General features: G+C 72.5%; 16 protein-coding genes. 9 read left to right on the forward strand and 7 right to left on the reverse strand.

Annotation, left to right across the window (positions count from 1 at the left end):
- Positions 1-71: 71 nt before the first annotated feature.
- The 3 genes from AB0A65_RS19510 (at position 72) to AB0A65_RS19520 (ending at position 3698) form a co-directional block, all read left to right on the forward strand.
- Positions 72-1136 carry a KR domain-containing protein gene (locus AB0A65_RS19510; protein WP_359952994.1) on the forward strand — a complete coding sequence of 355 codons (1065 nt, stop codon included), beginning with the start codon at positions 72-74 and terminating at the stop codon, positions 1134-1136.
- Between the two features lie 101 nt (positions 1137-1237).
- On the forward strand, positions 1238-1993 hold the full coding sequence (locus AB0A65_RS19515) for an SDR family NAD(P)-dependent oxidoreductase (protein ID WP_359952996.1): 756 nt from the start codon (positions 1238-1240) through the stop codon (positions 1991-1993).
- A gap of 1 nt (position 1994) precedes the next feature.
- Positions 1995-3698 (forward strand): hypothetical protein, encoded by a 1704-nt coding sequence (locus AB0A65_RS19520; RefSeq protein WP_359952998.1) that lies wholly within the window; start codon positions 1995-1997, stop codon positions 3696-3698.
- Here AB0A65_RS19520 and AB0A65_RS19525 read toward each other — a convergent pair.
- Positions 3695-4678 carry a LacI family DNA-binding transcriptional regulator gene (locus AB0A65_RS19525; protein WP_359953000.1) on the reverse strand — a complete coding sequence of 328 codons (984 nt, stop codon included), beginning with the start codon at positions 4676-4678 and terminating at the stop codon, positions 3695-3697. The two genes, AB0A65_RS19520 and AB0A65_RS19525, sit on opposite strands and share 4 nt — an antisense overlap.
- Before the next feature lie 204 nt (positions 4679-4882).
- Between AB0A65_RS19525 and AB0A65_RS19530 the strand changes: the two genes are divergently transcribed.
- The 6 genes from AB0A65_RS19530 (at position 4883) to AB0A65_RS19555 (ending at position 12075) form a co-directional block, all read left to right on the forward strand.
- The gene (locus AB0A65_RS19530) at positions 4883-5926 is read left to right on the forward strand and encodes a nucleoside hydrolase (protein WP_359953002.1); all 1044 of its coding nucleotides are present in this window, start codon (positions 4883-4885) and stop codon (positions 5924-5926) included.
- Positions 5927-5967: 41 nt separating this feature from the next.
- On the forward strand, positions 5968-7218 hold the full coding sequence (locus AB0A65_RS19535; protein WP_359953004.1) for an extracellular solute-binding protein: 1251 nt from the start codon (positions 5968-5970) through the stop codon (positions 7216-7218).
- A 61-nt stretch (positions 7219-7279) separates the two neighbouring features.
- Complete coding sequence (locus AB0A65_RS19540) at positions 7280-8200, forward strand: sugar ABC transporter permease (RefSeq protein ID WP_359953005.1); 921 nt, start codon at positions 7280-7282, stop codon at positions 8198-8200.
- On the forward strand, positions 8197-9045 hold the full coding sequence (locus AB0A65_RS19545; RefSeq protein ID WP_359953007.1) for a carbohydrate ABC transporter permease: 849 nt from the start codon (positions 8197-8199) through the stop codon (positions 9043-9045). Before AB0A65_RS19540 ends, AB0A65_RS19545 begins: the two co-directional genes overlap by 4 nt.
- A 101-nt stretch (positions 9046-9146) precedes the next feature.
- Positions 9147-10202: a glucose 1-dehydrogenase gene (locus tag AB0A65_RS19550; RefSeq protein ID WP_359953009.1), complete on the forward strand. Its 1056-nt coding sequence runs from the start codon at positions 9147-9149 to the stop codon at positions 10200-10202.
- Positions 10203-10302: 100 nt separating this feature from the next.
- Positions 10303-12075 (forward strand): ABC transporter ATP-binding protein, encoded by a 1773-nt coding sequence (locus AB0A65_RS19555; protein WP_359953011.1) that lies wholly within the window; start codon positions 10303-10305, stop codon positions 12073-12075.
- 1 nt (position 12076) lies between these two features.
- Here the strand turns inward: AB0A65_RS19555 and AB0A65_RS19560 are convergent, their stop codons facing one another.
- The 6 genes from AB0A65_RS19560 to AB0A65_RS19585 form a co-directional block, all read right to left on the reverse strand.
- Positions 12077-13240 (reverse strand): FAD-dependent monooxygenase, encoded by a 1164-nt coding sequence (locus AB0A65_RS19560; protein ID WP_359953013.1) that lies wholly within the window; start codon positions 13238-13240, stop codon positions 12077-12079.
- Positions 13237-13818 (reverse strand): TetR/AcrR family transcriptional regulator, encoded by a 582-nt coding sequence (locus tag AB0A65_RS19565; protein ID WP_359953015.1) that lies wholly within the window; start codon positions 13816-13818, stop codon positions 13237-13239. Before AB0A65_RS19565 ends, AB0A65_RS19560 begins: the two co-directional genes overlap by 4 nt.
- Before the next feature lie 66 nt (positions 13819-13884).
- Entirely contained in the window at positions 13885-15003 is a 1119-nt protein-coding gene (locus AB0A65_RS19570) for an FAD-dependent oxidoreductase (protein ID WP_359953016.1), read from the reverse strand.
- 49 nt (positions 15004-15052) lie between these two features.
- On the reverse strand, positions 15053-15895 hold the full coding sequence (locus tag AB0A65_RS19575) for an RNA polymerase sigma-70 factor (RefSeq protein ID WP_359953018.1): 843 nt from the start codon (positions 15893-15895) through the stop codon (positions 15053-15055).
- A 68-nt stretch (positions 15896-15963) separates the two neighbouring features.
- Positions 15964-17631 carry a ricin-type beta-trefoil lectin domain protein gene (locus AB0A65_RS19580; protein WP_359953019.1) on the reverse strand — a complete coding sequence of 556 codons (1668 nt, stop codon included), beginning with the start codon at positions 17629-17631 and terminating at the stop codon, positions 15964-15966.
- A 120-nt stretch (positions 17632-17751) separates the two neighbouring features.
- Entirely contained in the window at positions 17752-18762 is a 1011-nt protein-coding gene (locus AB0A65_RS19585; protein ID WP_359953020.1) for a LacI family DNA-binding transcriptional regulator, read from the reverse strand.
- Positions 18763-18765: the final 3 nt, after the last annotated feature.

The following is an 18765-nucleotide window of genomic DNA, read 5'->3' on the forward strand; positions in this document are numbered from 1 at the left end:
CCCTGGACGCCGCCGGGCCGGGCTCGACCGAGTCCGCGCCCGGCCGCCCGCGGTCGCATAGGATCGGCCGCATGAGCACAGCGCTGGTCATCGGGTTGGGCGACATGGGGGAGCGGATCGCCGCGGGCCTCGCCGCGAGCGGCCTCGTGCGCCGCCTCGTCATCGCCAGCCGCTCCGAACGCAACGTCCACCAGGCGGCGGCGGTGATCGCCAGCGCCGCCGACTGCCTCGTGGAGGCCGCGCCGCTCGACGCGACGCGCCTCGACGACGTGGCCGCGCTCCTGGACCGGGTCAGGCCCGACGTGGTCGTCCAGTGCGCCTCGCTGCGCAGCCCGTGGGGCCTCGCCGAGCGCGCCGATCCCGCCGCGAACGCGGTCGTGGCCGCCGGGCTCGCCCTGCGCCTGCCGTACCAGGTTCCCGTGGTGCTCAACGTGATGCGCGCGGCCAAGCAGGTCGGCCTGACCGCGCCGGTCGCGAACCTGTCGATCCCCGACGTGACCGGCCCGGTCCTGGAGCGCGTCGGCTTCGCGCCCGCGCTGGGCCTCGGGAACGCCGGGATGATGCAGCGCCGGGCGAGCGCCGCGCTCCGCGCCGAGGCGGGCGGGGGCGTGCCGCCGCTGGTCCGCGTGGTCGCCCACCACTCGCAGCTCACCGGCGTCATGACCTCCGAGGACCCCGGCCCCGACGACCGGTGCCGCGTGTACCTCGGGGAGGACGGCCGCCGCGAGGACGCCCTCGCGTACCGGGCGCCCGCGATCGACGCGGGCCTGCGCTGGAACTTCCTCACCGCCGCCGTCGCGCTCCCGGTGATCGAGGCGCTGCTGCCGGACTCGAAGGTGCTGCGCTGGTCGGTGCCCTCCCCGGGCGGCCTGCCCGGCGGGTACCCCGTCAAGATCAGCAGCGGAGCCGTCGAACTCGACCTGCCGCCGGGCACGTCCCTTGAGGATGCAGTGGCGTTCAACGAGCGGATGGCCCGCGCCGACGGCGTCGAGCGCATCGACCCGGACGGGACCGTCCACTTCACCGACGCGGCCCGCGAGGCGGTCGCCGACCTGGCGCCCGACCTCGCCGAGCCGCTGCCGCTCGCCGACATGGACGCCCGCGGCGCGCTCCTGGACGAGGTCCTGGGTCTGTAGCCTACGATCCCCCGCAACCGGTCAACCGGTTGGTCAGTATGGTGGAGCGTGGTGCCGTACACGCCCCCGCTGTCGGCCCGAAGCTGCTGAGAGGAACGCGCATGAGCAGGCTCGACGGGAAGACCGCCCTCATCACCGGAGCGGCCAACGGGATCGGGTACGCCGTCGCGGCCCGGTTCGCGGCCGAAGGCGCCCGCGTGGTGATCGCCGACCGCGACGCCGAAGCCGCCGAGAAGGCGGCGACGCGCATCGGCGACCGGGCCCGCGCGGTCACCGTGGACATCGCCGACGAGGCCGCCGTCTCGGCCGCGTTCGCAGACCTCGCCGCGAGCGGCTGGGCTCCCGACACGGTGGTCGCCAACGCCGCGGTGCAGCTGTTCGGCCAGGACGCGCAGGTCGCCGAGCTCGACGTGGCCGTGTGGCGCCGCACGATCGACGTCAACCTGACGGGCACGTTCCTCACTGTCAAGCACGCCGTCAGGTCGATGCTGAAATACGGCGGCGGCTCGATCATCCTCACCGGCAGCCCGACCGGGCTCAGCGGTGAAGGCAACGAGTTCGCCGCGTACAGCACCTCCAAGGCCGGCATCCACGGCCTCACCCGCACCACCGCGGCCGCCTACGCCGCCAACGGCATCCGCGTCAACACCGTGGTCCCCGCCTACACCGAGACCGGCCTGACCGCGACCATCGCCGACGACCCCGAGTCCCGCGCGGCGATCGTCGGCCGCATCCCCCTCGGCCGCCCCGGCACGCCCGCCGACGTGGAGGGGATCATGGTGTTCCTCGCCAGCGACGAGGGCGCGTTCGCCACCGGCAGCCTGTTCGCCGTCGACGGCGGCATGACGGGGATCTGACATGGCGACCTGGAGGACCGAGTCCGCGACCTGGGGCGCCGGCCCCTGGTCGATCGAGCATCGCGGCGCCGAACTCGCCGGCATCGCGTTCGAGGGCCGCACGGTGCTCCGCAGCGTCCGGGCCATTGCCCGCGACCGCGACTGGAACACCCCCGCCTGGGACGTCTCGCTCCTGGACGACGCCGAGGAGCTGCGCCTCGGCCTGCGCTGGGGCCCGCTCGCCGGGACCCTCACCGCCCGAGTCCAGGACAGGGCCCTCGTCGTCGACCTCGACCTGCAAGCGTCCGCACCGTTCCTGACCAACCGCACCGGGCTCGTCGCGCTCCACCCGCCGCGCCTGGCCGGGACCGCCCTGCGCGCCAGGCACTCCGACGGGTCCGAAGAGGACACGTGGTTCCCGGCCGCGATCAGCCCGCATCAGCCCGTCCTCGACATCGCCGCCCTCGCGTGGGAGCACGACGGCCTCGCCGTGGACCTCGCGTTCGGCGGCGACGTGTTCGAGATGGAGGACCAGCGCAACTGGACCGACGCCTCCTACAAGACCTACTCCCGGCCCCTCGCGCTCCCGTTCCCGTACGAGCTCGCCGCGGGAAGCCGTGTGCGCCAGTCGATCACCGTCACCGCCGAGGCCCACCGCCCGGCCGCGCCGGTCCCGGACGCGCCGCGCGTCGAGCTCGTCCCCGGCGGCCTGTTCCCGGAGATCTCGCTCGGCGCCGCGACCGCGCCCTCCTCCGAGACCGACCCCGCCCCCGACGTGGCCCCGCTCGGCGGCACCGTCCTCGTGGAGGTCGACCTCCGCGCCCCGAACTGGCCCGCCGCCCTCGACCGCGCCGCGGTCGCGGGGCTCCCGCTGGACGTGCGCGCCGTCGTCCCCAGGTCCGGCGCGAACCTCACCGCCTTCGCGGAGTTCCTCGCGCCCCTGCCGATCGCGCGCATCGGCGCGTTCGACCCCGACACCCACGTCACGGACGCGCCCGCCCTCGACACCCTCCAAGCGGCCCTCGCCCGCGCCGGGCTGCACCCGCCGCTCGTCGGCGGCTCGCGGGCGCACTTCACCGAGCTGAACCGGAACCTCGCGGCGATCCCCGACGCCGCCGAGGTGATCGCGTTCGCCACCACGCCCCTGTTCCACGACACCAGCACCGAGCAGCTCCTCGAATCGGTCGCCATGCAGCGCTTGGCCGCCCGCCAGGCGGTCGCCGAGAGCGGCGGCCGGATGGTCCTCGTCGGGCCGGTCACGCTGCGGCCCCGGTTCAACAACGTCACCGCTGACGCGCCGCTCATGTCGACCCGGGTAGACCTCGCCGACGGCTACGGGGCCGAGTTCACCGGCGCCGCCGACCCGCGCCAGCGCGACGACCCGCTGGCGGCGTGGACGATCGCCGCGGCCGCGGCCCTCGCCGTGCCCGGCGTCGCGGGCCTCTCGTGGTTCGAGGAGTGGGGCCCGCGCGGCATCCGCTCGGCCGCGGGCGACGACCACCCGGTGGCGGCCGTCCTGGAGACACTGGACGAGATGTCGGCGGGGGAGCTGCTGTGGGCCGAGCGCCCGGACGAGCACCTGTGGGCCTTGGGCTCCCGCGCCGGGGGCCGCGTCCGGATCGCGGCCGCGAACCTGGACCGCCGCCCGCGCTCCTTCACCGTCGCCGCGGGGGACGAGGAGTTCCGGCTGATCCTCGGCCCGCTCGGCTGGGCCGTCATCGACTAGGGCGCGGCGGTCGAGTCCCGCACGATCAGTTCGGGTTCCATGGCGTCCTGCGCGACCGCCCCGGCGCCGGTGATCCGCTCGTGGAGCATCCGGAACGCGTCAGCGCCGACGGCGCGGAAGTCCAGGCGCATGGTCGTCAGCGGGGGCGGGAAGTAGGCGGCCGAGGGCATGTCGTCCACGCCGACGATCGAGTAGTCCTCGGGCGCATGGAGTCCCCGCGCGGTCATGGCGTTCATGAACCCGAGGGCGATCTCGTCGTTGGCGGCGAACACGGCCGTGAACTCGCGCGGGTCCGCGGCGCTCGCCGCGAGGAACCCCGAGACCGCGGTCCAGTCGGGCGCGCCCGCGGCCACGAGCGCGGGCAGGCCCGCCTCGTCCACCGCGGCCCGATACCCGCGCTCGCGCTCGAACGCCTCGTTCCGGTTCGCCGGTCCCGCGGCGTGCAGGATCTTCTTGTGCCCCAGCGCGATCAAGTGCTCGGTCGCGGTCCTGGCCGCCTCGAACGAGTGCGTGGTGGCCGACGCCTCCGGTGAGTGCGGCCGCTCGGAGACCGTCAGGACCGGTATCCCGGCGTCGAGTTCGGCCACGATCTGGTCGGTGCCCTGCACGGGGGTGGACACCAGGATGCCGTCTGCGGGGATTGACAGGAAGTGCTCCAGGGCCCGCCGCACCTCGCCGCGCCAGCCGTCCGCTTCGAAGTCCAGGTCCAGCTGCGCGATCAGGAGCGTGTACCCGACCTTCCGGGCCGCCTCGCTGAGCCCTGTCAGCACGCCTGAGCTGCCGTAGTTCAAGGGCCCCATGGTGAGCACGCCCACCGCGTTCGACCGCCGCGCGCGCAGGTTCCGCGCGGACTGGTTGGGCCGGTAGCCCAGCTCCTCGATCGCGGCGGCGATGAGCGCCCGCGTCTCGGCGCCGACGTAGCCGACGCCGGTGAAGTAGCGGGAGACGGTCTGCGTGGACACGCCGACCTTCCGTGCCACGTCGGCCATGCTCGGGCGGCGCGCCGCCCCTGGTTGCCTCGTCATCGGGCGTGTTCGACCTGCCTCTGTTGCGCAATCGTGATGAGCGGTTCGGGATTGGTCCCATCGTATAGGTTTACGTTCACCTATCTCGTGGGTTATGGTTCACCCAATTGGTCAACCGGTTGTGGGCTTGACCTCAGCACACCGACGAGGAGGTCGACCGTGACCCTGATCCCCGACGCCGCGGGACGCGAGTACGACGTGCGGCACTGGAGGCTCGGTTCCGTTCCCTGGCAGGCGATCCAGCCCGCCCCCGGACCGCGCGCCCGGGTCATCGTGGACAACGACTTCGCGGGCGACCCCGACGACCTGTACCACCTGGTCCACCAGATCCTCTCGCCCAACACCGAGATCCGCGCCGTCGTCGGCTCCCGCCTGCGCGACGGCGACGTGTTCGACACGAGCGGCCGCACCGCCGCCAACGCCGTGCTCGTCGCCCGCGACGTCTTCGCCCGCATGGGACTCGACTCCACCGAGGTCATCCACCAGGGCTCCAATGAGGCCCTCGCCGACCGCGCCACCCCGCGGCCCTCGGCCGCCGTCGACGCGATCGTCGCCGAGGCCATGCGCGAGGACACCGACACCCCGCTGTTCTACCTCGCCGGAGGCGGCCTCACCGACCTCGCCTCCGCGTACCTCACCGAACCCCGGATCGCCGAGCGGCTCACCGTGGTCTGGATCGGCGGCCTCGAACACGAGGGCCTCGCCGACCCGCCGCCGAACGCGATGCCGATCGAGTACAACCTGCTCATCGACGTCACCGCCGGGCAGGTCGTCTTCAACGACTCCGACCTGGACGTCTGGCAGGTCCCGCGCGACGTCTACCGCCAGTGCCTCGTCTCCGACGCCGAACTGCGCCTCCGCGTCGCCGCCGCGGGGCCCCTCGGCCGCTACCTCTACGACGAGCTCGCCACCGTGGTCCGGGGCGTCACCGAGCACCGCGGCACCGCCCCCGGCGAGTCCTACGCGCTCGGCGACTCGCCCCTGGTCCTGCTCACCGCCCTGCGGTCCCTCTTCGAGGCCGCGCCCTCCTCCAGCCGCCACACCACGATCCCCACGCCGTCCCTCCAGGACGACGGCACCTACCTCGCCGTCCCGGGCGCGCGCCCGCTGCGCGTCTACACCTGGGTCGACACCCGCCTCATGTTCGAGGACTTCCACCTGAAACTCCGCGAGTTCAGCCGCTGGTCCGGCGCGAGCGACTGAACCCCTCCACCCCCGACCACCAGTCGAGAACGGATGCAACGATGCAGCACACTCGATCCCTCGCGGCCCTCGCCGCGGCAACCGCCCTCGTCGCCACCGGCTGCTCCGGCGGCGCCGAGGACGACCCGAACACGCTCACCCTCTGGATGTCCACGCAGGAGTCCAACCAGGCGGACGCCATGAACGCCCTCATCGACGCGTTCGAGGACGCCAACCCCGGCGTCACCGTCGAACTCGAACAGCGCGCCGTCGACCAGCACAAGGAGGCCATGCGCCAGGTCGCCGGCACCGACTCCGGGCCCGACCTCTACTGGTACTGGGAGGGACCCGGCCTCGGCGGCGAACTCGTGGACGCCGGGATGAGCCTCGACCTCACCGAGTACTACGGCCAGTACGGCTGGGAGGACCGGTTCCTGCCCGCCGCGCTCTCCAACGTCACCCAGTACGGCGGCTTCCACGGCGTCCCCTGGACCGTCCAGGGCGAGGCGGTCTACTACAACAAGGCCCTCTTCGAGCAGGCCGGGATCACCGCCCTGCCCACCACCTACGACGAGCTGACCGCCGCCGCGGCCGCCCTCGCCGCGCAGGGGATCACCCCGATCGAGTTCGGCGGCACCGTCAACTGGGACGCTATGCGCCTCCTCGACTCCCTCGTGGAGACCGAGTGCGGCGCGGCCGTCGCCGACGAGCTGAACACCGGCGACGGCGACTGGGGTGCCGAACCCTGCGTCACCGCCGCCTTCACCGAGTTCAAGACCTGGGGCGACGCCTACTTCAACGACGGCTACATGGGCATCAGCGCCGACGACGCCGCCCAGCTGTTCTTCACCGGCGAGGCCGCCATGTCCCTCGAAGGCACCTGGTACGCCGCGCAGGCCACCGCCAACGGCATGGACCCCGAGGACGTCGGCGTCTTCCTGTTCCCCACCGGCACCGGCCGCATGTACGGCTTCGGCGAGGGCTTCTACATCAACGCCATGTCCCCGCGCGCCGACAAGGCCGCCGAGTTCCTCGACTTCATCACCTCCGAAGCGGGACTCGCCATCGCGGGCGCCAACTGGGGCGTCATGCCCGTCAACCGGAACGTCCCCGTCGACGACACGAACCCCTTGAACGCCGCCTGGTCCGACCTCTTCGCCGCCACCGACGGCATGTACGTCAACAACGACCAGAACTTCTCCACCGCCGCCACCACCGAGTACTGGCGCATCCAGAACTCCGTGCTCACCGGCGACATCGACCCGGCCGACGCGGGCGCCGAGTTCCAGACCTTCCGCGACGCCCAAGGCTGAGACCCCCGCCCCGGCCCGCCGAGTGCGGGCCGGGGCCCGGGCCTCCACGAAGGAGCTGCCAATGGCCACCGCCCCCGCGCGCCCCGCCCGGCGCCGCACCGCCCCCGCGCACCGCCGCCTCGCCACCGCCCTGCCGTACCTGGTCCCCGCGCTCGTCCTCTACGGCTGGTTCCTCGCCTACCCCATGGCCGACGCCGTCAGGCTCTCCTTCTTCGAGTGGTCCGGGTTCCGCACCGAGCAGCCCGCCTGGGTCGGCCTCGACAACTACGTCCGGCTGTTCACACAGGACGCCGTCTTTTGGACCGCCCTGCGCAACTCCGTCATCTGGGTCGGCCTGTCCCTCCTCGTGCCCACCGCCATCGGGCTCCTCCTGGCCCTCGGCCTCAACCGCCGCATCGCCGGACGCAACCTCATGCGCGCCGTCTTCTACATCCCCGCGGTCTTCGCGTCCATCACCGTCGCCGCCATGTGGCGGTGGATCTACAACCCCACGCTCGGCTTCGTCAACCAGGCCCTCGACGCCGTCGGCCTCGGCTCCTGGGCCCAGTCCTGGCTCGGCGACCCCGAGTTCGCGCTCGGCTCGATCTTCGCCGCCAGCGTCTGGCAGGGCGTCGGCTTCAGCATGGTCCTGTTCCTCGCCGGACTCCAGACCGTGCCCGCCGAGCTCATGGAGGCCGCCCGCATCGACGGGGCCAACACCTGGCAGCGGTTCCGCAACGTCACCCTCCCGTGCCTGCGCCCCACCACCGTCGTGGTCGTCGTGCTCGCCATCATCAACGCCCTCAAAGTCTTCGACCTCGTCGTCGGCATGACCGGCGGCGGCCCCGCCCAGTCCACGCAGGTCCTCGCCCTGTGGTCCTACACCCAGTCGTTCACCAACCACGAGTTCGGCATGGGCGGCGCCGTCGCCACCGTGCTCCTGATCGTCACCCTGGCCCTCGTCATCCCCTACATGGCGTGGTCCATGAAGGAGGACCGATGACCGCCCCCGCCGCGCGCCCGCCCCGCGACTACGTCGGCATCGGCCTCTGGGCCGCCCTCGCGGTCACCGCGCTCCTGTGGTTCCTCCCGCTCTACCTCATGTTCGCCACCTCGGTGAAGAGCCTCCCGGACCTGAACGCCTCCCCGATGTGGGCCCTGCCCGAGACCTGGGAGTGGGCCAACTACCCGCGCGCGATCGACACCGGCGACTTCTGGACCACCGCCGGGAACAGCCTCCTCATCGCCGCGGTCAAGGTCCCGCTCGGCCTCCTCGTCGCCACCGCCGCCGCGTTCGCCCTGGCCCGCATCCGCTTCCGCGGCGCCCGCGTGCTCCTCGCCGTCATCGCGGTCGGCTCCATGGTCCCCGTCCAGATCGGACTCGGGCCCCTCTTCGGCACCATGCTCGGCCTCGGCCTGCTCGACTCCCGGCTGGGCCTGATCCTGCCCTACCTCGCGTTCGGCATCCCGTACCAGATCTTCGTCATGTACGGCTTCTTCCGCGGCGTCCCCGACGAGCTCGAAGAGGCCGCCCGCATCGACGGCGCCTCCACCTTCCGCGTCTTCCGGCAGGTGATCCTCCCGCTCGCGAAGCCCGCGCTGGCCGCCCTGTTCGTCCTCGACTTCGTGGCGACCTGGAACGAGTACGCCATGGCGACCACCCTGCTGCGCACCCAGGGCAACTGGACGATCCCCCTGGCCGTCCAGAGCTTCTCGACCCAGCACGGCACCGACTACGGCGCGATGAACGCCTTCATCTTCATGTCCGCCGTCCCCGTGCTCCTCGTGTACCTGCTGTTCCAGCGGTACTTCGTCCAAGGCGCCCTCGCGGGGGCCGTCAAGGGCTGATCCCCGGCGGGCCCGCGGCCCACTTCCCCGAGAAGCCGGATAGATCCTGCGCGAGACCCCATACTGAGGTGGTTTCGCAGGTGGAAGGGGAGGTGGGCGGCATGCGCGCGTTGACGGTGGAGCCCGGCGTCAAGGGGTCGCTGGAGCTGGGGGAGATGGACGAGCCGGTGCCCGGCGAAGGGGAGCTGCTCGTCGACGCCGTCGCGCTCGGCGTGTGCGGCACCGACCGGGAGCTGGCCGACGGCGAGTACGGCTGGGCCCCGCCGGGGGCCGACCGGCTCGTCATCGGGCACGAGTCCCTCGGGCGGGTCCGCGAGGCCCCCGCGGGCAGCGGCTTCGCACCCGGGGACCTCGTGGTCGGCGTGGTCCGCCGCCCCGACCCCGAGCCGTGCGGCGCGTGCGCGCGCGGCCTGTTCGACAACTGCCGCAACGGGAACTACACCGAGCGGGGCATCAAGGAGATCCACGGCTACGCCAGCGAGGTGTGGACCGTGGAGGCCGACTACGCCGTGAAGCTGGACCCGTCGCTCGCCGACGTCGGGGTGCTCCTGGAGCCGATGAGCGTGCTCGTCAAGGCGTGGGAGCAGATCGACAAGGTCGGCGGGCGCTCGTGGTTCGACCCGCAGTCGGTGCTCGTCACCGGCGCCGGGCCGATCGGGCTGCTGGCCGCGATGATCGGGGCGCAGCGCGGGCTCGACGTCCACGTGCTCGACCGCGCCCCCGACGGCGCGAAGCCGGAGCTCGTGGAGGCGCTGGGCGCGACCTACCACTACGAGGGCTTCCCGAAGGCGATCGAGGCGGTCGTCCCCGACATCGTCGTGGAGGCCACCGGCGCCGAGGCGCTCGTGTTCGACGCGATGGCCGCCACGGGGAACTTCGGCGTCACCTGCCTGACGGGCGTCTCGCCCGCGGGGCGGCGCATGAACGTCGACGCGGGGAGCCTCAACCGGGACATCGTCCTGGAGAACGACGTGGTCGTGGGCTCGGTCAACGCGAACCTCGGCCACTGCGCGCGGGCCGCGGAGGTCCTCGCCGAGTCCGACCGCGACTGGCTCCGGCGCCTCATCACCAAGCGGGTGCCGTTCGCGGACTACCAGGACGCCTTCCACGCCGGGTCGGGCGAAGTGAAGGTCGTCATCGACATCGAGGGCGCCTGACGGGAACCCGCAGGCGGGGCGGGGCTCGGGCCCCGCCCCGCTCCGCATCGGCCCGCTTACGGGATTGCCTGTCGCCCGGCAGGTCCGTACGATCGGAGCCATGCATAAGAAAGCGCTTGCTCAAGGCGCAGTATTGCTCGACTGCTCCCATCCCGCCCGCTCCGTCATCCGCCTCCTCGCCCGCCGCCCCTGGCGGCTGACCGCGGCGTTCGCCGCGTTCGCGGTCAAGGAGGTCCCGCTGTGGTTCCTCCCGGTCGTGACCGCCGCGATCATCGACCTGGTCTCCTCCGGCGGTTCGGTCGGCGCGGTCCTCGGCTGGCTCGCCGTCGCCGTGGCCCTCCTCGTCCAGAACTACCCCAACCACATCGTGTACACCCGCAACTTCATGACCGTCGTGCGCGACACCGGCGCCGACCTGCGCAACGGGCTCGCCGCGCGCCTCCAGAGCCTCTCGATCGGCTACTACACGCGCACGAGCGCCTCGATCGTCCAGAACAAGGTCGTGCGCGACGTCGAGAACGTCGAGCAGATGCTCCAGCAGATGACCCACCCGCTGCTGTCGTCCATAATGGTCCTCGCGGGGGCGATCACCATGACCGCCATCGCAGTGCCGCAGTTCCTGCCGATCTACGCGCTCACCGTCCCCATCGCGATCGGCCTGCGCGCGGCCCTGAAGCGCCGCTCGCGCGCCCGCAACGAGCGGTTCCGCCGCGAGATGGAGGGCTTCGCCGCGCGCGTCGGCGAGATGGCCTCGCTCATCCCCGTCACCCGCGCGCACGGCCTGGAGCAGACCGCGGTCTCGCGCGTCGCCTCCGGCGCCGACGGCGTGCGCCGCGCCGGCCTCCACCTCGACATGCTCAACGGCCACGTCGCCTCGATCTCCTGGGTGACCATGCAGATCCTCGGCGTCGGCTGCCTCGGCCTCGCCGCGGTCTTCGCGATCACCGGGTTCCTGCCGATCACGCCCGGCGAGGTCGTGCTCCTGTCCACGTACTTCGCACTGTTGACGCAGGGCCTCACGAACCTGCTCATGCTCATCCCGATCGGCGCGCGCGGCATGGAGTCGGTGCGCTCGATCGCCGAGGTCCTCCAGGACCCCGACATCGAGCAGAACGAGGGCAAGCGCGCCGTCCCCGCCGTGGAGGGCCGCCTCGTCCTCGACCGCGTCTCGCACCGCTACGAGGGCGCCGACTCCGAAGCGGTGCAGGACGTCTCGCTCGACATCGCGGCGGGCACCACGGTCGCGTTCGTCGGCTCCTCCGGCTCGGGCAAGTCCACGCTGCTCAACCTGGTCCTCGGGTTCGTGCGGCCCACGTCGGGCCGCATCCTCCTGGACGGCACCGACATGCAGGAGCTCGACCTGCGCACGGCGCGGCGCTTCACCTCGGTGGTGCCGCAGGAGTCGGTCCTGTTCGAGGGCACGATCCGCGAGAACGTCGGGTACGGCATGGACGCCGACGAGGTCCGGATCACCGCGGCCCTCAAGGACGCCAACGCCTGGGAGTTCGTGCGCGACCTCCCCGAGGGCCTCGACACGGTCGTGGGCGAGCGCGGCGCCCGCCTCTCCGGCGGCCAGCGCCAGCGCCTCGCCATCGCCCGCGCCCTCGTGCGCGACCCGCGCATCCTGCTTCTGGACGAGGCCACCTCCGCGCTCGACCCGGAAGCGGAGGAACTCGTCAAGGAGGCCCTGGGCCGCCTCATGCGCGGCCGCACCACCCTGGTTGTGGCCCACCGCCTCTCGACGATCCGCCAGGCCGACGTCATCGTGGTCCTCGACCGCGGCCGCATCGCCGAGCAGGGCTCCCACGCGGAACTCCTCGACGCCTCGGGCCGCTACGCGAGGATGCACCTGACGCAGACCGGCGCGCGCTGAGTCAGACGCTCAGTTCGACCACGGTCCGGTGCGACTTCGGGAAGACCCGTCCGGCCAGGGCGCGGTCGAGCCCGGGGACGTTCAGGGCCTTGAACCCCCAGCGGCGCATGACGAGTCGCGCCTGCGAGGTGGGGAGGAACCACTCGGTGATGCGGTCGCGCGCCGACTCCTGCACGCCGGTCGCGACCGGCCGCCACCGCCGCTCGTAGTCGGCGACGCCCTCCGCGGGCGTCGCCGACCGCTGGAGTCGTTCGGCGAGGAGGTACGCGCCCGCGACGCCGAGCGAGGCCCCTTGCCCGGCGATGAGGGAGACGGTGTGGGCGGCGTCGCCGATGAGGACGGTCCGGCCGCTGGTCCATTGCGGCAGGTCGATCTGGGCGACCTGGTCGTAGTAGACCTCGCGGGGCTCGGGGCACTGCGCCAGGGCCCGGTCGGCGAGGTCGCCCATGCCCGCGTACGCGCGGCGGACGGCCTCCCGCGGGTCGGCGGGCAGCGGGTCGCCGGTGCGGTGGACGGTGAAGACCGCGACGCGGTCGTCGCCGAGGCCGTAGAAGCCCATCTGGCGGCTGAGGGTCTCGGTGAGGACGAACCTGCCCCGGACCTCCTCGTGCATCCGCGGGTCGGTGAACACGTAGGCGCTGGTGTGCATCCCGAGGTCGCGCAGGTACTCCGCTTCGGCTCCGAAGGCGAGGGAGCGGACGCGGGAGTGGACGCCGTCGGCGCCGACGACGAGGTCGGCGTCCACGGCGGTGCCGTCGGAGAGGAGCGCCTTGTCGTCGTCGATCGCGTCGACCGTGGTGCCGTACCGGATGTCGAGTCCGGCGGGCAGGGATTCGCGGAGCATCCGTTCGAGGGCGGGCCGCATGACGCTGGCGATCCGGCCGCCGAGGGCCCGGGCGAACAGGCGGTAGTCGACGCTGACGGTGGTGCGGCCGTGTCCGTCGATGTACTGGAACTCGTCCACGGGGCTGGCGGCGCGGCGCAGTGCCGGTTCGAGGCCCATGGCGGTGACGGCCTCGAAGCCGGGGCCGAAGAAGTCGATCATGTAGCCCTGGCTGCGGGGGCCGGGCGCGTTGTCGACGAGGAGGACCTCCCAGCCGTGGTGGTGGAGGCGGTTGGCGAGGGCGAGTCCGGCGATGCCGGCGCCGCAGATCAGCGCTTTCATGCGGGTGCTCCAGGTGTGTCGGTGACCCGGCGCAGCAGCGGCGCGATGGACGCGGCCGAGAGCGCCGGGTCGAGGCCCTTGTGGAGGAGGAAGCCGTCGAAGACGGCCATGACGAGGACGGCGGCGGCTTCGGGCGCCGGGTGGCCCGTGCGGGCGAGCGCGGCGGCGACGCCGCCGCGGAACCGGTGTACGAGCGCCTGCATCCGCTCGTGCAGGACGGGGTCGCGGGTGGCGGCGAGGTACGCCTCGATGAACAGGAGCGAGGCCGGGTCGGCCCCGGTGTAGCGGTCGAGCTCGGCGAGCATCGCGTCGACGGCGTCGGCCGGGTCGTCGGTCGCCGTAAGGAGTTCGGCGGTGCCCGCGAGCATCCCTTCCATGGCCTCCAGGGCGGCCTGGCGCAAGAGGGCCTGGAGCGACTCGAAGTGGTAGTGGACGAGGCCGGGCCGCATGTCCGCCCGTTCGGCGAGGACGCGGGTGCTCACGGCGTTCCAGCCGATCTCGCCGATGAGCTCCCCGGCCGCGGCGAGGAGCTTCGTGCGCGCGGCCGTGCCGCGCTCGGCGTTGGTCGGGCCCGCCATGATGTCTCTCCTTGGTCGATCGTCTTGGACGTTCGACCAATCATAGCGCGGCCCGACCTGGTGCCGTCAAATGCGGTTCTTCCGGCCCCCGGTGCGGCCCGTCATGGCGGCCGGGATCGCCGTCGAGGAGCGGTAGAACTTGACGGGGCTGCTGCTCACGGCCTCCTTGTAGGCCACGGCCGCGCGGCCCTTGAGGTACCAGCGGCTCGGGGTGTCGTCGGGGTGGGTGAACTGGACGACGGCGTCCTTGCGTCCGAGGGAGACCGGCTGGTGGATGTAGCCGAAGCGGAACGGCTTGGGCTCCTTGCCCTTCAGCTGGCGGACGATGGATTCGGCGGTGTGGGCGCCCGAGGGGATGCCGCTCTGGCAGGTGCCGTGGATGACCCCGTACGCCTGGCGGATCGCGGCGGCGTCGCCGATCGCGTAGACCTCCGGGTGCGAGACGGAGCGGAGGGTCGCGTCGACCACGACGCGGCCGTGCGCGTCGGTCTCGATCCCGGCCTCCGCCGCGAGCGGGGCGGTGCGGACGCCGGTGGTCCACAGCGTGACGTCGCTGGGGAGCAGTTCGCCGCCTTCGAGTTCCACCGCGTCCGGGTGGACCCGGGCCACGGTGACGCCGGTGCGGACCTCGATGCCGAGGCGGTCGAGCGCGGCCGCGAGGTGCGCGCGGGCCTTGGCGCCCATCATCGCGCCGGGCTCGCCACGGCTGAGGAGCCGCACGTGCAGGTCCGGGTGGGCCTCGGCCGCCTCGGTGGCCGCCTCGATGCCGGTGAGGCCGGCCCCGGCGACGGTGAACGTGCCGGTCGAGTTGTCGCGCAGCGCGAGTGCGAGCTTCGGGTCGTCGATGGTGAAGGCGTTCGGGACGGCGGGCGTGCTCGACCCGAGCGCGTAGACGAGCGTGTCGTAGGGGAGTTCCCGGCCGTCGTCCAGGACGACCCGGCGGCCGTCGGTGTCGATCGCGGCGGCCCGGCCCTTGACGAACCGGACGCCCGCGGGCTCGACCAGGACGGGGATGCGGAAGTCGGCGAGCTCGCGGCCCGCGGCGGCCTGGTGCTGGCGCAGGCGCTCGTTGAAGCGCTCGACCGGGTTGAGGATGGTGACGCGGGCGGCCTTGGTGCGGCGGGCGACGCCGACGGCCGCCATCATGCCGGTGTACCCGGCGCCGATGATGAGGATGTCGTTCATGCCCCAAGGACGGGCGCCGCGGCCCGGACGTGAGGTGCAGTGACCTACTTCACAGTGCGCCGAGCTTCTCGGGGTTGCTGACGAGGTGGATCTCCTCGATCGCGCCGTCCACCAGGTACAGCATGACGACCGCCGCCGCGACGCCGCCGGAGCGCACCACGACCGCCGGGCCGCCGTTGACCTCCTCGAACGCGATGCTCGGGTCCTCGGGCATCCGCCGCGTGAACGAGATGAGCGCGTTCGCCACCAGCTCCATGCCGGTGAGCGCCCGCCGCGGCGCCGGGGCCAGGCCGCCGCCGTCGCACACGAGCACCACGTCGGGTGCGAGCGCGCCCAGGAGCGCCGCGAGGTCCCCGCCCGCGCACGCCTCCATGAACGACGCGGTCGCGCGCCGCCGGGTCGCCTCGTCGGTGTCGTACCTGCGGCGCTTGGACTCCACGTGCTCGCGGGCCCGCATCGCGGTCTGCCGCACCGACGCCTCGCTGCGGTCCACGATGCGCGCGATCTCGGCGTGCGAGTACCCGAACGCCTCCCGCAGCACGAACACGGCCCGCTCCAGCGGCGAGAGCGCCTCCAGGACCAGCAGCATCGCCGACGACACGGTGTCGCCGAGCGCCAACCGGTCCGAGGCGTCGCCCTCCGCGGGCGCCGGCTCGGGCAGCCACGGCCCCACATAGGACTCGCGCTTGGCCTTGGCGCTGCGGAGCCGGTCGATCGCCAGCCGCGTCGTGACGGTGACGAGGTACGCCTCCGGGTCGTCCACGGCCGCCGCGTCCACGCCGTTCCAGCGCAGCCACGCCTCCTGCACGATGTCCTCGGCGTCGGTGACCGTGCCGAGGACGCGGTAGGCGACCGCCTTCAGCAGGCCCCGCCGCTCCTCGAACACGTCCATGCGGCCGACCCTACAAAGGGGGCCGGGACCGCGCGTCCGCGGCCCCGGCCCCTGTACTCATGCGCCCCTTACGCGGGCAGCGTCCACACCTGCGTCCAGAGCCCGTTGCAGTCGTAGATCTGGAGCTTGGTCCCGTCGGCGGTGCCGCCCGCCGAGATGTCCAGGCACCGGCCCGACTGCGGGTTCAGCAGCGACCCGTTCGCCTGCGGCGTCCACACCTGCGCGCCCGAGCCGTTGCACTCCCACACCTGCACCTTCGTGCCGTTGGCCGTGCCCTGCGCGTCCACGTCGAGGCACTTGCCGAACGAGCGGATCGACCCGTCCGAGTACCGCGACCAGTCCTGGCCCGAGGCGATCCCGCACGCGTAGATCTGCGCCCGGTTCCCGTTCACCGCCGTGTTCGTGTCCACGTCGAGGCACTTGCCCGTCTGCGGGTTCACGACCGCGCCCGTCGCGCCCGGGACCGTGCCGATCCCGAACCGCACCTCGCACTGGTTGTTCTGGCCCAGCCAGGTCGCCGCGAGGTACAGGTAGCTCGTGCCGTCCTCGCGCGGGATCGCCGGGGTCGAGTACCCCGGGCACGACGGCACGCCGGAGGCGTACCCGCCGGTCGGGTCCACCGTCACCGGGGTCGTCGCCTCGAACCAGTCGCCCGCGCCGAGGTTCCGGTTGGCGAACAGCACCGTCCCGGACTCGGCGAGCACGGTCTTGTTGCCCGTGGGGCCCGCGACGACGCGCTGGCCGGAGATGAGCAGCGTCCCGTTCGGTCCGCCCGCGGGCGTCCACGACACGTACGGGGTGTGCAGCAGCTCGCGGTCGTCGGAGGTCTGCACGAGGGTGCCGCGGTCGCCCGCCGCGCCCCAGTTCAGGCCGTCGTCGGAGTACTTGATGTAGACCTCGCACGCGTGGTCGGCGTTCGTGGCGTCGCGGCACATCTCGTAGCTCATGACGAAGCGCCCGTCGGGCAGTTCGGCGAAGGTCTGCATGCCCGGGCGCAGCAGGTTGTCGGCCGGGAACACGACGTCGTCCTGGATGCCGGAGCTCCAGGTCGCACCCCCGTTGGTGGACGTGTAGTGGCCGATCTTCTGGTTGTTGGTGGCGCCGCTGGAAGGCCGCTCGTCGGAGATGAAGCACGCGAGGGTGTTGTTGTCCGCCACCAGGAACGTGGGCTCCCAGATGCCGTGGCCCCACGTGTTCGGCTCGCCCGAGGTGGTGGTGCAGTTCGAGAGGAACGTCCAGCTCGTGCCGCCGTTGGTGCTCTTGAAGACCTCCACCTTCTGCGAGGTGTAGTCGCCGACGTCCCACGCGGTGCCCGCGGCGAGCAGGTCGCCCGCGTTGAGCCCGGTGATGTTCCGCGGGACCTCGAACAGGGTGGGCGCCTCCAGGTCCCAGCCGGGGGTGTTCGAGTTGATGGTGCTGATCTGGGTCCAGCTCGTGCCGCCGTTGGTGGAGCGGTAGATCGGGAGGTTCGTGGGGGCGTTGTGGCCGCCCTTGGCGAACGTCGCGAGCATCGTCTCGTTGGCGGAGCCGTCGTGTTCGAGGCCGATGGCGCGCGGGTAGCCCGCGGTGCCGCTCGGGTACGTGGTCAGGTTGGGGGAGTAGAGCACCGTGCCCGGATACGCGGCCTGGGCCGGGGTCGCGACGAGGGCCTGCGCGCCGGCGGCCGCGAGGACCGCGGCCGCCAGCAGCACGGCCCAGCGGCGCGCCCGAGCGGCCAGCCGTCTAGTCACCGTCATGGGTTGCCTCCTGTGGAGTGGGTGCGCCCGCATCTTTGCAGACGTTGCAAACACCATGCCAGCAATTTGCCTACGTTGCAAGAGGGCAAATCGGGCGCTGCCGCGCCACCTGTGTGCCGCTTACGAACCCGTGGACTCCCGCACCACGAGCCGGTGCGGCGCCACGACCTCCTCGGCCGCAACGGACGGGTCGTCGATGCGGGCCACGATGCGCCGCACCGCCTCCCGCGCGATGAACGGCGTGTCCAGGGAGACCGTGCTCAGCGAGGGCCGTGCGAACCGGCCTTCCTCGATGTCGTCGATCCCCACGACGGCCACGTCCTCGGGGACGCTCAGCCCCGCGTCGAAGACCGCGCGCATCGCGCCCACCGCGAGGAGGTCGGAGAAGCAGAAGATCGCGTCGGGCCGCGGGTCCAGCGCCATGAGCGCCGTCGCCGCCTCGTACCCGTCGGTGCGGCTGTAGTGCGGCGCCGGGGTCGCGTACCCCGGCCGCGCCTCCAGGCCCGCCTCCTCAAGGGCCGCTTCGTATCCGGCGGTGCGCAGCAGCGGCGTCGAGTACTCCTCCAGCGGCTGCGCCCCGATCGCGGCGATCCGGGTCCGCCCGGCCGCGACCAGGTGCGCCACGGCGTCGCGCGCGGCCTGCACGTTGTCGATCGCCACGTGGTCGAAGCGACCGTCGAACTCGTGCTCGCCGAGCAGCACCAGGGGCATGTGCTCGGAGCGGTGCATGTCGAGCAGCTCCGACTTCGTCACGAGCGGGCTGAAGAGGATGCCGTCGAACAGCATCGTGCGGTCGTCGCCCATGAGGAGGCGCCGCTCGCGCTCGTGGTCGTGGCCGGTCTGGTCGATCATCACGCGGTACCCGAACTCCGCGGCCGCGTCGATCACGTCCCGGGCCAGTTCGCTGAAGTACGGTACGTCGATCTCGGGCACCACGAGCGCGAGCATCCCCGTGCGGCCGGTGCGGAGGGTGCGCGCGACGGGGTTCGCGCGGTAGTCGAGCTCCTCTATCGCGGCGAGCACGCGCTGGCGCATGCGCTCGCTGACGTGGGCGTATCCGCTCACGACATTGGACACGGTGCGGACGGAGACCTGCGCCAGTTCGGCGACGTCGCGAAGTGTTGCCGGCATACG

This window comes from Glycomyces sp. NPDC047010 (assembly GCF_040644205.1).
Lineage (GTDB): Bacteria > Actinomycetota > Actinomycetes > Mycobacteriales > Micromonosporaceae > Glycomyces.

Bases quoted from the DNA above. Each gene is read 5' to 3' on its own strand.
- AB0A65_RS19510 (WP_359952994.1), top strand. From the start codon at position 72: ATGAGCACAGCGCTGGTCATCGGGTTGGGCGACATGGGGGAGCGGATC.
- AB0A65_RS19515 (WP_359952996.1), top strand. From the start codon at position 1,238: ATGAGCAGGCTCGACGGGAAGACCGCCCTCATCACCGGAGCGGCCAAC.
- AB0A65_RS19520 (WP_359952998.1), top strand. From the start codon at position 1,995: ATGGCGACCTGGAGGACCGAGTCCGCGACCTGGGGCGCCGGCCCCTGG.
- AB0A65_RS19535 (WP_359953004.1), top strand. From the start codon at position 5,968: ATGCAGCACACTCGATCCCTCGCGGCCCTCGCCGCGGCAACCGCCCTC.
- AB0A65_RS19540 (WP_359953005.1), top strand. From the start codon at position 7,280: ATGGCCACCGCCCCCGCGCGCCCCGCCCGGCGCCGCACCGCCCCCGCG.
- AB0A65_RS19545 (WP_359953007.1), top strand. From the start codon at position 8,197: ATGACCGCCCCCGCCGCGCGCCCGCCCCGCGACTACGTCGGCATCGGC.
- AB0A65_RS19550 (WP_359953009.1), top strand. From the start codon at position 9,147: ATGCGCGCGTTGACGGTGGAGCCCGGCGTCAAGGGGTCGCTGGAGCTG.
- AB0A65_RS19555 (WP_359953011.1), top strand. From the start codon at position 10,303: ATGCATAAGAAAGCGCTTGCTCAAGGCGCAGTATTGCTCGACTGCTCC.
- AB0A65_RS19560 (WP_359953013.1), bottom strand. From the start codon at position 13,240: ATGAAAGCGCTGATCTGCGGCGCCGGCATCGCCGGACTCGCCCTCGCC.
- AB0A65_RS19565 (WP_359953015.1), bottom strand. From the start codon at position 13,818: ATGGCGGGCCCGACCAACGCCGAGCGCGGCACGGCCGCGCGCACGAAG.
- AB0A65_RS19570 (WP_359953016.1), bottom strand. From the start codon at position 15,003: ATGAACGACATCCTCATCATCGGCGCCGGGTACACCGGCATGATGGCG.
- AB0A65_RS19575 (WP_359953018.1), bottom strand. From the start codon at position 15,895: ATGGACGTGTTCGAGGAGCGGCGGGGCCTGCTGAAGGCGGTCGCCTAC.
- AB0A65_RS19580 (WP_359953019.1), bottom strand. From the start codon at position 17,631: ATGACGGTGACTAGACGGCTGGCCGCTCGGGCGCGCCGCTGGGCCGTG.
- AB0A65_RS19585 (WP_359953020.1), bottom strand. From the start codon at position 18,762: ATGCCGGCAACACTTCGCGACGTCGCCGAACTGGCGCAGGTCTCCGTC.